Here is a 13,328-nt window from a genome sequence, read left to right on the forward strand (position 1 = left end):
TGATGTTGGCACAGAGTGCATTGATCAAAGAAATAGCTACACTCGGGCGTGTTGATCGGAGGGACCTATCAGTGACTGTGGGTGACCGGCGTCGGCAGCCGAGCCTGGCGCAGCTCCGGGCGTTCGCGGCGGTGGCCGAGCATCTGCACTTCCGCGACGCGGCCGCGGCCCTGGGGATGAGTCAGCCCGCGCTGTCCGGCGCGCTGTCGGCGCTGGAGGAGACGCTCGGCATGACGCTCGTGGAGCGTACGACACGCAGGGTGCTGCTCACTCCGGCCGGGGAGCGGCTCGCCGCCCGCGCCAAGGGCGTGCTCGCGGAGGTCGGCGCGCTCATGGAGGAGACGGACGCGCTGCGGGCGCCGTTCACCGGGGTGCTGCGGCTCGGCGTCATCCCGACCGTCGCGCCGTATCTGCTGCCCACGGTGCTCCGGCTGGTCCACGAACGCTATCCGCGCCTCGACCTCCAGGTGCACGAGGAGCGCACCGCCGGCCTGCTCGACGGGCTGACCGCGGGCCGGCTCGACCTGCTGCTGCTCGCCGTGCCCCTCGGGGTCCCCGGGGTGACCGAACTGCCGTTGTTCGACGAGGACTTCGTGCTGATCGCCCCGCCCGGACACCCGCTCGGCGGGCGCTGCGGCATACCCCGCACGGTGCTGCGCGAGCTGAACCTGCTGCTGCTCGACGAGGGGCACTGCCTGCGCGACCAGGCCCTCGACATCTGCCGCGAGGCCGGCAGCGCGGGGGTGGCCGCCACCACCACGGCGGCCGGACTGTCCACGCTGGTGCAGCTCGTGGCGGGCGGTCTCGGCGTCACCCTGCTGCCGCGCACCGCCGTCGAGGTGGAGACCAGCCGCGCCGACCGCCTCCTCACCGCGCGCTTCGCCGACCCCGCCCCGAAACGCCGCATCGCCCTCGCCATGCGCACGGGCGCGGCGAGGGCGGCGGAGTACGAACAGCTCGCGGCGGCGCTGCGCGAGGCGCTGCGCGACCTGCCGGTCCATACGGTGGAGGACCGCGGTCCCGTCACTCGGTCCGCAGGCCGTCCGGGCGCATCATCCGCAGCAGCGGCGGCAGGCTGAGCAGGGTGACCAGGGCGACCACGCCCGCGCCGACGCCCGTCACCCCGAGCACGGTTCCCCAGTCCACCCGGACCGGGGTCGCGGTCATCCGCAGCAGCACCGCGCCCAGGACCGTGCCCACCAGTGCGGAGAGCGCGAGGCCCAGACCGATCGGGACCGCCGTCTGCCACAGCACCGACAGGCTCAGCGTGCGGCGCCGGGTGCCGAAGGCGACCAGGGCCGACAGCAGCTTGCGGCGCTCCCGCAACTGCTCCAGCTGCGAGACCAGCAGGCTCGCCCCGATGAGCGCCAGCACGGCGGTGGCGCCGACGAACAGGCCGGTGCGCAGCGAGTCGAACCGGGCGGTGCGCTCGGTGGCGACCCAGGTGGACGCGTGGGCCAGCGGGTGGACGGCGGCGGCCGTGTTGCGCACCAGCTCCTGCACGTCGGGCGCCGACTCGTCGATGGCGAGCCACAGCCTTCCGTGCACCCGTTTCCCGACGTCGGGCGTCACGGCGCCCGGCGTCAGCAGGAAGCCGCTGCTCAGCATCCCGGTGGGGTCCTGCACGGCGACGGCGCGCTTCACGCCCCCGGGCACGGTCCAGACGGCGTCGCCGCGCGTGCCGGGCGTCTCGCCGGGTTCCAGGTGCAGTGCGCGGCCCGGCTTGTTCAGGACCGGGGTGTCCGTGTCGTAGTCGGCGCCGGTCAGCGCGAAGACGTCACCGTCCGCGCAGCCGGTCAGCTTCGCGACCATGCGCAGGGCCTCGCAGTCGCCGACGGTCAGCTGGGTGCCGCGGCCCGGTTCCGCGGAGTCGGCGGGCTTCTCGTGGAGGTATCCGTAGGAGAGCGCGTGGACGTCGCGCACGCCCTCGGTCTGCTCGAAGTCCGCCGCGGCCGGGGTCGCCGGGACGCCGTCGGGCAGCTCGACCTGCATCTGGGCGCGGGAGACGTCCTGCCCCGTGTCGCGGGTGTACTGGTCGTCGATGCCGGCGAACAGCGTCTGCAGGGCGATCGCGCCGGCCACCGCCACGGCGATGCCGTTGACCATGCGGGCCGCCGTGCCGCTGCTCAGCTGGAGCCGGCGCACGGCGAGCTGCCAGGCCAGACCGCCCGCGCCGAGCCGGGCGACCACCGCCTCCACGACCCACGGCAGCAGGGCGGTGATGCCGATGAGGAGGCACAGCACACCGCCGACGACCAGGTACTGGTTGAAGTCGCCGTTGTCGCGGCCCTGGCCGGTCATCGGGAGGAGCAGGCCGATCCCGGCGAGCGGCAGCAGCAGCCGCCACCACAGCCGGCGGCGGGCCGGCCGTGCCGTGCGGACCACGCCCAGCGGCTCGATCACCACGCCGCGCAGCGCGAACAGGGTGACCAGCACCGCGGCGGCCGGGACCGCGACCGCGACCAGCAGCGCCAGCAGCGGCGAGGGGTCGAGGTCGCTCGGGAAGACACTGACGTGGAACAGCTCGACGGACCCCGCGAACTCGCGTCCGGCCAGGAAGAACCCGGTGCCGAAGACCAGCCCGAGCACCGCGCCGGCGAGCGCCTCGCCCGCGGCGATCCGCCGGGTCATCCGGCTGTCGGAACCGACCAGCCGCAGCGCGGCGAGCCTGCGGTCGCGCCGCTCGCCGCCGAACCGCACGGCGGTGGCGATGAACACGGCGACCGGCACCAGCAGCACCACGAAGACGACCAGCGTCAGCATCATGAGGACCGGGTCCGGCGGCTCGGCCAGTTCGGACTGGTCCATGCCGAAGGCGTCGATCCGCATGACCGTCGGGCTGTCCAGCTGCTCGGCGAGGCCGGTGCCGCCCGCGTACCAGGCGAGTTCCCGGGAGCCGATCAGCCCCTGCTTGCCGATGGTGCCCACGATGTCGTACGGCAGCCGCTCGCGCAGCAGCGCGCCCTCGTCGGAGGCGAGGAGCTCCTTCAGGGCGGGGGAGACCACCATCGAACCGGGCTCGGGGAGTTCGCTCACGCCGGGCGGCACCGGGGCGTCCGGCCCCTCGGGCTCGACCAGGCGGCCGCGGAGGTCGCGCTCCCTGAAGTCGCTGTTGGCGTGCGCGATGAGCAGGGTGTCGTCCGACGGGCGCAGGGTGTCCTGGATGTACGCGTTGTCCTGGCGGGCGTCCTCCCGCCGGTCGCGTCCGTCGAGCAGGTTCGGCACGGCGGTGGTGAGCAGCAGCAGCGCCACCCCCAGTCCGACGCCCACGGCGGTGAGCAGGGCCCGGGTCCAGCCCTCGCGGCCGCCGGTGACGGCGAAGCGGACGCCCAGGGCGAGGTCCCGCGCCGCCCCCCAGGCTCTCGGCTCCGCCCGGGCGGGGCGCTCGTCCCCTCGCGCGCTCATACGACCCGCTCCATGTCGCGCGCCTTGCCGTCCCGGACGACGATCTCGCGGTCGGAGTACGCGGCGACCCGCGCCTCGTGCGTCACGAGGACGACGGCGGCGTCGGTGGACCGGGCGGCCTCGGTGAGCAGCTCCATCACCCGCTCGCCGTTCAGCGAGTCCAGCGCGCCGGTCGGCTCGTCGGCGAACACCACGCGCGGTCCGGTGACCAGCGCGCGGGCCACCGCGACCCGCTGGCCCTGACCGCCGGACACCTCGCCGGGCCGCTTCCCGCGGACGTCGTCGACCTCCAGGCGCTCCATCCAGGACAGGGCGGTGCGCTCGGCCTCCTTGCGGGGCGTGCCGTTCAGCCGGAGCGGCAGCGCGACGTTCTCCACGCAGGTCAGCTCCGGCACGAGCTGGCCGAACTGGAACACGAAGCCGAAGTCGGAGCGGCGCAGGGCGCTGCGCTCGGAGTCGTTCATCGCGGTCAGCTCACGGCCGTGGTACGCGATCGACCCGGCGTCGGGGGTGACGATGCCGGCGAGGCAGTGCAGCAGGGTGGACTTGCCGGAGCCGGAGGGACCCATCACGGCGACGACCTCGCCCGGGTGGATCGAGAACGCGGCCCCGTCGAGGGCCTTGGTCGGGCCGTAGGCCTTCTGCAGGTCCCTCGCGACGAGCAGGGAACCGGCGGGTGCGGACGTGGTCATCGGGCCACCGCCTCACGGAGTCTGTCGAGGCGTGCGGCGGTCAGCTCCAGCCAGCGCAGGTCGGCCTCGAGGTGGAAGAGTGCGTGGTCGCAGATGAGCTGGTCGGCGAGGTCGCCCTTGCGTTTGCGGTCGGTGAGGACGCGCATGCTGCGCAGGTGTTCCGAGCGCTGCGTGTCGAGGACGTCGGCGGCGTCGCGCTCGGTGAGGAGGGCGAGGACGACCTTGGTGTAGAGCGTCGACTGGAGGTACGGCTCGGGCTTCTCCGGCGTGGCGAGCCACTGGGCGACATCGGTGACGCCGGCCTCGGTGATGGCGTACCGCTTGCGCTCGGGACCGCCGCCGGCCTCGATGCCGTCGACCTCGACGAGGCCGTTCTTCAGCAGCCGGGACATCGTCGAGTAGACCTGGCCGTAGTGCAGTGGCCGGTCGTGGCCGAACTTCTCGTCGAAGGCGCGCTTCAGGTCGTAACCATGACGCGGACCCGACTCCAGGAGACCCAGAAGGGTGTGACCGATGGACATGCGGAGCACTCTACACACCATGTATACGCGCTGTGTATACATGCGGTGCAGAGTCCGTGCGGGAGAGGGGAACGCCCCTGGTGAGGGGGCATTGTCACGGTTGCGTCACCGGTCCGGCCCTGCCGCGGGCGTGCGTGCGGCCCTCGCCCGGATGGCGGCGAGGGCCGGTTCAGTCCCCGGGCTGCCCGGGGGCCGGGGCGCCGCCCGGAGGCGGCCCGGCGGGGGGAGTCGGAGGCGCGGGAGCCGGGCCGGAGCCCGAGGCCGGGCCCGGCCTCGGGCGTCCGCCGCCGGCCGTCGTGCCGGAGCCGGGGGGCCGCCCCCGCCGGGGCAGGGGCCTCGTCTCGCCGGGGAGGCGGCCGGCTTCCGCCAGGGCCCGGCGGAGCAGGAACTCGATCTGTGCGTTCGCCGAGCGCAGTTCGTCGCCCGCCCAGCGGGCCAGTGCCTCGTACACCGCCGGGTCCAGCCGCAGCAGCACCTGCTTGCGCTGCGGCCGGCGCTGCGGGGCCGGGTCCCCGGACGGCGCGGTCACTGGTAGAGCGTCCCGGTGTTGAGGACCGGCTGCGCCGAGCGGTCGCCGCACAGCACGACCATCAGGTTGGACACCATGGCCGCCTTGCGCTCCGGGTCGAGGTCCACGATGTCCTGCTCCTGGATCCGGGCCAGGGCCGTCTCGACCATGCCCACGGCGCCCTCCACGATCAGCTGCCGTGCCGCGACGACCGCGCCCGCCTGCTGCCGCTGGAGCATCGCCGAGGCGATCTCGGGGGCGTAGGCGAGGTGCGTGAAGCGGGACTCGATGATCTGCACGCCGGCCGCCTCGACGCGCGCGTGCAGCTCGACCGCCAGCTTCTCGGTGATCTCCTCCGCGTTGCCGCGCAGCGACAGGCCGTCCTCGTCGTGGGCGTCGTAGGGGTACTCGATGGCGATGTGCCGCACGGCCGCCTCGGTCTGGGTGGAGACGAACTCGACGTAGTCGTCCACCTCGAAGGTGGCCTGCGCGGTGTCCTCGACCCGCCACACCACGACCGCGGCCAGCTCGATCGGGTTGCCGTAGGCGTCGTTCACCTTCAGCACCGCGGTCTCGTGGTTGCGCACCCGGGTGGAGATCTTGGTGCGGGAGGTGAAGGGGTTCACCCAGCGCAGACCGTCCTGCCGGAGGGTGCCCCGGTAGCGGCCGAAGAGCTGCACCACCCGGGCCTCGCCCGGCGCGACCATGTTCAGCCCGCACATCGCGATGAACGCGGCGAGCACGACGGCGATGCCGCCGGCGATGAGCCCGGCCTTGGCGCCGGTGCCGTCCACCGTCGTGGCGACGACGATCATCGCCGCGCCGGCCAGCAGCCCGAGCAGTCCGAGGAGCAGGGCCGGCCCGCCGCCGATGCTGTGCGCCGGGACCTCCCGGACGCGCGGGGCCGGCATCTCGGGCACGTCGGCCGTGATCTGCGGGTCGTGTGTGGTCATGGGTGCCCCCGATTCCCCGTGCGCCTCGGCACGGCGTCCGATCGTCTAGCTCTTTCCTAGCTAAGTGATATCACATTATTGGTTCACGGCAACCTCAGGCCTCTCTCGTACGTCGGTTCCGTTGGGGCGGGTGCTGATTGTCACGTCCGTAAAGACCGGATCGGCAGCCCTTTGTCATAGCTCCCGGTGTTAGCTTGCTGAGCTGACCTGAGCGGCGAACTCGTGTGCCACCTGGGCGCACAGATACGAAGCGGAGCGGAACAGGCGTATGGGACGAGCGGAAGAAAGACGCGCACGGCAGCGCGGCGGGCGCCGTGCGGCACCCAAGGGCCGCGCCGTCGGCGCGGGCGGCCGCACCGGCATACGCCGCCTCTTCACCCTGAAGAAGATCGCCGGGACCTTCATCGGCCTGTGCCTGCTCGGCATGGGCGCCTTCATCGTGCTGTACATGGTGATCGACATCCCGGAGGGCAACGCCGACGCCGAGCTGCAGAGCAACGTCTACGAGTACAGCGACGGCAGCCTGCTGGCCCGCGACGGCGACCGCAACCGCGAGATCGTCGACCTGTCCCGGGTCCCCAAGCCCGTGCAGCGCACGTTCGTCGCCGCCGAGAACAAGACGTTCTACAAGGACGCCGGCGTCGACCTGAAGGGCACCGCCCGCGGCGTCCTCAACACCCTGTCCGGCAAGGGCGCGCAGGGCGGCTCGACGATCACCCAGCAGTACGTCAAGAACTACTACCTGACGCAGGAACAGACCGTCTCCCGCAAGCTCAAGGAGCTGGTCATCTCCCTGAAGCTGGACCGGGAGAAGTCCAAGGACTACATCCTCGCCGGGTACATCAACACCAGCTACTACGGCCGCGGCGCCTACGGCATCCAGGCCGCCGCCCAGGCCTACTACCGCGTCGACGCCGAGGACCTCACCGTCGAACAGGGCGCCTACCTCGCCGCGCTGCTCCAGGCGCCCAACCAGTACGACTGGGCGATCGCCGGCGACACCGGCAAGAAGCTCGTCCGGGAGCGCTGGGACTACGTCCTGGACAACATGGTCGAGCAGAAGTGGCTGGACGCCGGCGAGCGGGCCGGCATGAGGTTCCCGGTGCCCAAGGAGCCCAAGACCGCCCCCGGCATGGAGGGCCAGACCGGCTACCTGGTCGAGGCGGCCAACGCTGCGGTCAGGAAGCAGCTCGTCGAGCAGGGCGCCGCCGAGGACCTGGAACAGGCCAAGGCGCTGCTGGACCGCGGCGGCTACACCATCACGCTGAACATCGACAAGAAGAAGCAGAAGGCGCTGGAGAAGGCGGTCGAGGAACGGCTCACCAGCAAGCTCGACCCCGAGGAGCGGGACGTCGACGCCGACGTCCAGGCCGGCGCCGTCTCCGTGGACCCGAAGACCGGCAAGGTCGTGGCGATGTACGGCGGCGTCGACTACGTGAAGCACTACACCAACAACGCCACCCGCTCGGACTACCAGCCGGCCTCCACCTTCAAGCCGGTGATCCTCGCCGCGGCCGTCGACCGGGGCGCCGAGACCCAGGACGGCGAGCCGATCACGGCCGACAGCGTCTACGACGGCGACAGCGAGCGCCCCGTCGTCGACGGCGGCGAGGAGGTCGGCTTCGCCCCGCCCAACGAGGACGACAAGGACTACGGCGACATCACCGTCCAGGAGGCGATGAACAAGTCCGTCAACTCCGTCTTCGCGCAGATGGGCGTCGACGTCGGCATGACGGACGTGATGGAGACCGCGACCGCGCTCGGCATGAGCGAGGACCTGGACCCGTTCCCCGCGCAGACCCTGGGCACCATGGGCGCCAGCCCCCTGCAGATGGCCGGCGTCTACGCCACCCTCGCCAACCACGGCAAGCAGATCACGCCGTCGATCGTGAAGTCGGTCGAGCACAAGGACCGCACCGTCGAGATGCCCGACCCGGTCGGGCAGTCGGTCATCAGCCGCGGGGCCGCCGACACGGTCACCTCGGTGCTCACCGGAGTGGTCGACGACGGCACCGCCCGCGCCTCCGTGCGCGACAACCCGCTGCGCGACGGCCAGCAGGTGGCGGGCAAGACCGGTACCTCCGACGACAACAAGTCGGCCTGGTTCACCGGCTACACACCCGAACTGGTCACCTCCGTCGGCCTCTTCGGCGAGGACCCGGAGAACGGCGAGCAGGTCCCGATGTACGGGGCGGGCGGCGTCGACCACCGCGTCAACGGCGGTGGCTTCCCCGCCGAGATCTGGGCCGCGTACACCTTCGGCGTGACGGACGAGGTCTCCGAGTTCGACCTGGAGACCGAACAGGGTGCGGCCGTGACGCCCACCAAGAGCCCCTCGCGGTCCGAGACGCCGTCGTCGACCCCGAGTCAGGAGCCGACGACGCAGGAGCCGACCACCTCGGCGCCGCCGTCCACCACGACCGCGCCGCCGCCGACGACGACGGAGCCGCCGACGCAGACGCCGACGAGCCCGTCGCAGTCCGAGACGACGACGACCTCCCCGCCGCCGACCTTCGACCTGCCGGACGGCCCGGAGGACCCGCTCGACGATCGCGAGTAGACCACCGCGCCCCGCGCCCCCGAGGGGCGCGGGGAACTGCGCGAGCAGCCCACGCCCCGCCGCGCCCGGCACCGGCCGGGACCCCCGCGGCGGGGCGGGCCGCACTCACGGGGAACGGCGCCGGCGCCCCGCGTGCGCTCAGCCGTGGTTCAGCTCGAACCACACCACCTTGCCGGTGCTCAGCCGGGTCGCGCCCCAGCGCCGGGCCAGCCGGTTCACCAGGTACAGCCCGCGCCCGCCCTCGTCCGTGGCGCGCGCCTGCCGCAGCCGCGGCAGCTGCGGCACGTCGTCGCCGACCTCGCAGCGCAGCACGTCGGTGCGCAGCAGCCGCAGCGTCACCGGCCGGGTGGCGTACCGCACGGCGTTGGTCACGACCTCGCTGACCAGCAGCTCCACCGAGTCGCTCAGCTCCTCCATGCCCCAGCGGGCCAACTGCCGCCGGGCCAGTCGGCGGGCCCGGCCGGGCGCCGCGTCCTCCGGCTCCAGGAACCAGTACGCCACGTCGCTCGGCGCGATCCCGTCGAAGCGGGCGGCGAGCAGCGCGATGTCGTCGTCCCGGTCGCCCGGACCGAGCATGTCGAGCACCTCGTCGCACAGCGCCTCCAGCGGCGGCGGATGGTCCGGACCGGTGAGCTGCGCGGTCGCGGCGAGCTTCTCGCGCAGTTGCTCGATACCGGTCCACACGTCCCGCAGCCGGGACTCCACCAGGCCGTCGGTGTAGAGCAGCAGGGTCGCCCCGGCGGGCGCCTCCAGCTCCACGGCCTCGAAGTCCACCCCGCCCACGCCGATCGGGGCGCCCGCGGGCACCCGCAGCACCTCCGCGCGCCCGCCCAGGTGCAGCAGCACGGGCGGCGGATGGCCGGCGTTGGCGATGGTGATGCGGTGCGCGACCGGGTCGTACACCGCGTACAGGCAGGTCGCCATGCGGTCCACGCCGAGCCGCTGGGCCTGCTCGTCGAGGTGGTGCAGCACCTCCTGCGGCGGCAGGTCGAGCCCGGCGAGCGTCTGGGCGGTGGTGCGCAGCTGGCCCATGATCGCCGCCGACGTCATGGAGTGGCCCATCACGTCGCCGACCACCAGCGCCACCCGGCTGCCGGGCAGCGGGATCGCGTCGTACCAGTCACCGCCCACCCGGGCGGTCTCCGCGGCCGGCAGATACCGCGACGCCAGCCGTACGCCGGTGCAGCGCGGCAGGGTCTCCGGCAGCATCGTGCGCTGCAGCTCGTCCGCGATGTACGCCTCGCGCCCGTACAGCACGGCCTTGTCGATGCCGAGCGCGCTGTGCGTGGCGAGCTGCGCCGCCACCAGCAGGTCGTCGGCCTCGAACGGGATGCGCTCGGGGCGGCGCAGGAACAGCGCCGCGCCGATCACCCGGCGGCGGCCGCGCAGCGGCGCGAGGACGGCCCGCTGGCCGTCCGGGACCGCCGCCGCGCCCTCCTCGCCGAGGAGCTCGGGCAGCGCCGCCCGCGCGGCGGGGGCGTCCGTGAACACCGGGCGGACCCCGCGCAGCACCTCGGCGAGCGCGCTGCCGGGCCGCACCGTGCACAGCTCCTCGCCGACCGCGTCCAGCCCGGACGGCTCCGGTGGCGCGATCGGCATGAACCCGCCGCCCTCGGTGTCCCGCTCCGGCGGGATCCGGTCGGTGCGGCGCAGCCGCAGCACCAGCGGGCCCGTCGGCCGCTCGTCGCCGACCGGCAGCGGGTCCCGCAGGTACACCAGGATCGCGTCGGAGAAGGTGGGCACGGTCGCCCGGCACAGCCCCATCACGATCTCGTCCAGGTCGATGCCGCGGGCGATCCGCCGGGTGGCCGCCCCGACGAAGCGCAACCGGTCCCCGTCCCGCCGCATCGGCGTGGGACGGCCCGGCCGTGCCACCTGGCCCGTGCGGCGCTCGGTGCCGCCCGGGGGCCGGGCCACCCGGTCCTGCCCGTCGGCGGGCTGCACCGGGATGCCGTCCGGCGCGGGCCGCGGACGGTGGGCGTCCGGCTCCGCGTCCGGACCGGCGCCCGGCTGGGAGTGCTCGGAGACGGGACCGTCCGCCGCATCGGAGCCGGAACCGCCGGGCGCGGGGGGCTCACCGCCGGAGCGGCCCTGTGCCGGTAAGGCGGCCCCGGTGCCGGCCGCCCGCTCCGGGGCCGGGGAACGCGGGAACGCCCCACGGGGATCCGCGGGGTCCACGCCCGGCTGGGGGCGCTCGAAGGAGGTCGGCTGCTCCGTCACGCGTGTCGAGTCCATCCGTCCGGCGCACGCCGTGCGCGCGGTTCGCTCCGCCGGAACTCCGATACCCGGAACAGGCGCCCCCGGAACGGATCCCGCGTGTGGTCAGAGGTTGTTCCTGCGACGCCGGCCGGCCGTCCTCGGCCCGTACCGGTGTTTCCGTACCCCTCGCTCACGTCCTGCCGCCCCTCGGTGACGTCCGGTCAAGCCTCGCGCGCGCTCCTGTGGTTGCTGCTCCGCGCCCTTGCGGACGACGATCCTACGTTTCCCGCCCGGGGGCGCAGCAAGGGTCTCACGGGGACGCGTGCGCCGGTGTGCGGTCCCAGTCCTGTGGCAGTGACGGTACCGCCCACGCCGGATCCGGACGCCAGTTCTCCCAGCCGTCCGAGAACGGCGGCCCCCAGGCGTCGATCACCGCGACCGCGGCGCGCCCGGCCGCGCGCACCCGCCGGGCCAGCGCGGAGTCCATCAGGCCGTCCCGCTGGGCCTGCGCGAACTCGTCCTCGTCCCGCCAGTGCCAGCCGCGGTCCGGCCGCACGGAGATGTCCAGGAAGTGGTCCTCGGAGTCCACCCCGCCCGCCCAGCGGGCGAGCGGCTCCTCCAGGTTCACGTACCAGTTCTTGAACCGCCAGCCCGGCTCCCAGAACAGCCACACCGACCACGGCTCGCCGGGCCGGGCCAGCTTCAGCACGCCGGTGCCGAACCAGCGGTCCCGCTGCACCGTGCGCGGCTTGGTGTAGCGGGTGGCGAGGGGTTCCCGGTGGACCGGGGTGCCGTCGGCGAGGACGGGCCTCACGCACTCGGTGCCGGGCGCCATCCACACGGCCAGCAGCTCCGGGTCGTCGCGCACGACCGTGACGGGGCGCGCGATGTGGATGCGCGCGCCGCCGTTCTCCCGGTACCGCCACAGGATCTGCGCCCCGGGCTCCCAGTGGCGGGCCGCCCCGCCCGCGCGGCCGTGCGTCGTGGTTCCACCCTCTGTCATGGGCAGATATTAGGTGGCCCGGCCACGCGACGCTGCGGCCCCGGTCACGGTCCACCCCCCGGCGCGCCGGGCCCTACGGGCGTGTCATCCGCAGGACGTCCAGCGCCTCGTCGAGCTGCTCCACGGTCAGGTCGCCGCGCTCGACGTAGCCGCTCTCCAGCACCACCTGACGGATGGTCTTGCGCTCCGCGAGGGACTTCTTGGCGACCTTCGCGGCCTCCTCGTAGCCGATGTACTTGTTCAGCGGGGTGACCACGGACGGCGAGGACTCGGCGTACTCACGGGCCCGCTCCCGGTCGGCGACGATCCCGTCGACCGTGCGGTCGGCGAGCAGGCGGGAGACGTTGGCGAGCAGCCGCACCGACTCCAGCACGTTCTTGGCGATCACCGGCAGCATCACGTTGAGCTCGAAGTTGCCGGACGCGCCGGCCGCGGCGACGGTCGCGTCGTTGCCCATGACCTGGGCGCACACCATCAGCACGGCCTCCGGGATCACCGGGTTGACCTTGCCGGGCATGATCGAGGAACCGGGCTGGAGGTCGGGCAGGACGATCTCGGCGAGGCCGGTGCGCGGCCCCGACGCCATCCACCGCAGATCGTTGGCGATCTTCGTCAGGCCCACGGCGATGGTCCGCAACTGCCCGCTGGTCTCCACCACGCCGTCCCGGGCGCCCTGCGCCTCGAAGTGGTCCCGCGCCTCGGTCAGCGGCAGCCCGGTCGCCCGCGCCACCTCCTCGATCACGGCGGCGGAGAACCCGGGCGGGGTGTTGATGCCGGTGCCGACGGCGGTGCCGCCCAGCGGCAGCTCGGCCAGCCGGGGCAGGGAGGCGTGCAGCCGCTCCACGCCGTACCGCACCTGGGCGGCGTACCCGCCGAACTCCTGGCCCAGGGTGACGGGCGTGGCGTCCATCAGGTGGGTGCGTCCGGACTTCACCACGTCGGCGAACTCCTCCGCCTTGCGCTCCAGGGCGGCGGCGAGGTGCTCCAGGGCCGGGATCAGGTCCCGGGTGACCGCGGCGGTGGCGGCGATGTGCAGCGACGAGGGGAAGACGTCGTTGGACGACTGCGAGGCGTTGACGTGGTCGTTGGGGTGCACGTCCCGGCCCAGCCGCTCGGTGGCGAGGGTGGCGACGACCTCGTTGGCGTTCATGTTGGACGAGGTCCCGGACCCGGTCTGGAACACGTCCACCGGGAAGTGCTCGTCCCACCGGCCCTCGGCGACCTCCGCGGCCGCCTCCTGGATCGCCTCGGCGATGTCCTCGTCCAGCACCCCGAGCCGGGCGTTCACCTTGGCGGCGGCGCCCTTGATCCGGGCCAGCGCCTCGATGTGGGCGCGCTCCAGGCGCTGCCCGGAGACCGGGAAGTTCTCCACCGCCCGCTGGGTCTGCGCCCGCCACTTGGCGTCGGCGGGGACGCGCACCTCCCCCATGGAGTCGTGCTCGACGCGGTGGTTCCGGGTGTCGTCCGTGGTCGTCATCGTGTGTACC

General features: G+C 73.4%; 10 protein-coding genes. 2 read left to right on the top strand and 8 right to left on the bottom strand.

Annotated features, from left to right (window positions below):
• Positions 1-71 precede the first annotated feature (71 nt).
• Positions 72-1,079: a LysR substrate-binding domain-containing protein gene (locus ACWH4W_RS10780; RefSeq protein WP_473075542.1), complete on the top strand. Its 1,008-nt coding sequence runs from the start codon at positions 72-74 to the stop codon at positions 1,077-1,079.
• Here ACWH4W_RS10780 and ACWH4W_RS10785 read toward each other — a convergent pair.
• The 5 genes from ACWH4W_RS10785 to ACWH4W_RS10805 all read right to left on the bottom strand — a co-directional run bounded on the left by ACWH4W_RS10785 (position 1,024) and on the right by ACWH4W_RS10805 (position 6,079).
• A complete protein-coding gene (locus ACWH4W_RS10785; protein WP_473075543.1) occupies positions 1,024-3,405 on the bottom strand; it encodes an ABC transporter permease in 2,382 nt (793 codons plus the stop codon). The two genes, ACWH4W_RS10780 and ACWH4W_RS10785, sit on opposite strands and share 56 nt — an antisense overlap.
• Positions 3,402-4,097: an ABC transporter ATP-binding protein gene (locus ACWH4W_RS10790; protein WP_473075544.1), complete on the bottom strand. Its 696-nt coding sequence runs from the start codon at positions 4,095-4,097 to the stop codon at positions 3,402-3,404. The genes ACWH4W_RS10785 and ACWH4W_RS10790 overlap by 4 nt, the downstream gene beginning before the upstream one ends.
• Positions 4,094-4,618, bottom strand: coding sequence for a PadR family transcriptional regulator (locus ACWH4W_RS10795; RefSeq protein WP_473075545.1), 525 nt, complete (start codon positions 4,616-4,618; stop codon positions 4,094-4,096). Before ACWH4W_RS10795 ends, ACWH4W_RS10790 begins: the two co-directional genes overlap by 4 nt.
• A gap of 169 nt (positions 4,619-4,787) precedes the next feature.
• Positions 4,788-5,147 (bottom strand): type II toxin-antitoxin system antitoxin, encoded by a 360-nt coding sequence (locus tag ACWH4W_RS10800; protein ID WP_473075546.1) that lies wholly within the window; start codon positions 5,145-5,147, stop codon positions 4,788-4,790.
• Positions 5,144-6,079 carry an SPFH domain-containing protein gene (locus ACWH4W_RS10805; protein ID WP_473075547.1) on the bottom strand — a complete coding sequence of 312 codons (936 nt, stop codon included), beginning with the start codon at positions 6,077-6,079 and terminating at the stop codon, positions 5,144-5,146. Before ACWH4W_RS10805 ends, ACWH4W_RS10800 begins: the two co-directional genes overlap by 4 nt.
• Positions 6,080-6,347: 268 nt before the next feature.
• Between ACWH4W_RS10805 and ACWH4W_RS10810 the strand changes: the two genes are divergently transcribed.
• Positions 6,348-8,639, top strand: a complete 2,292-nt coding sequence (locus tag ACWH4W_RS10810; RefSeq protein WP_473075548.1) for a transglycosylase domain-containing protein — start codon at positions 6,348-6,350, stop codon at positions 8,637-8,639.
• A 138-nt stretch (positions 8,640-8,777) separates the two neighbouring features.
• On the opposite strand, the gene ACWH4W_RS10815 is transcribed toward ACWH4W_RS10810, so the two are convergent.
• The 3 genes from ACWH4W_RS10815 to ACWH4W_RS10825 all read right to left on the bottom strand — a co-directional run bounded on the left by ACWH4W_RS10815 (position 8,778) and on the right by ACWH4W_RS10825 (position 13,318).
• Complete coding sequence (locus tag ACWH4W_RS10815; protein ID WP_473075549.1) at positions 8,778-10,874, bottom strand: SpoIIE family protein phosphatase; 2,097 nt, start codon at positions 10,872-10,874, stop codon at positions 8,778-8,780.
• A 274-nt stretch (positions 10,875-11,148) separates the two neighbouring features.
• The gene (fomD, locus tag ACWH4W_RS10820) at positions 11,149-11,841 is read right to left on the bottom strand and encodes a cytidylyl-2-hydroxypropylphosphonate hydrolase (protein ID WP_473075550.1); all 693 of its coding nucleotides are present in this window, start codon (positions 11,839-11,841) and stop codon (positions 11,149-11,151) included.
• A 73-nt stretch (positions 11,842-11,914) separates the two neighbouring features.
• Positions 11,915-13,318 (bottom strand): class II fumarate hydratase, encoded by a 1,404-nt coding sequence (locus ACWH4W_RS10825; RefSeq protein ID WP_473075551.1) that lies wholly within the window; start codon positions 13,316-13,318, stop codon positions 11,915-11,917.
• Between the last annotated feature and the right edge of the window lie 10 nt (positions 13,319-13,328).

The sequence above is a fragment of the Streptomyces sp. DSM 120436 genome (genome assembly GCF_055778765.1).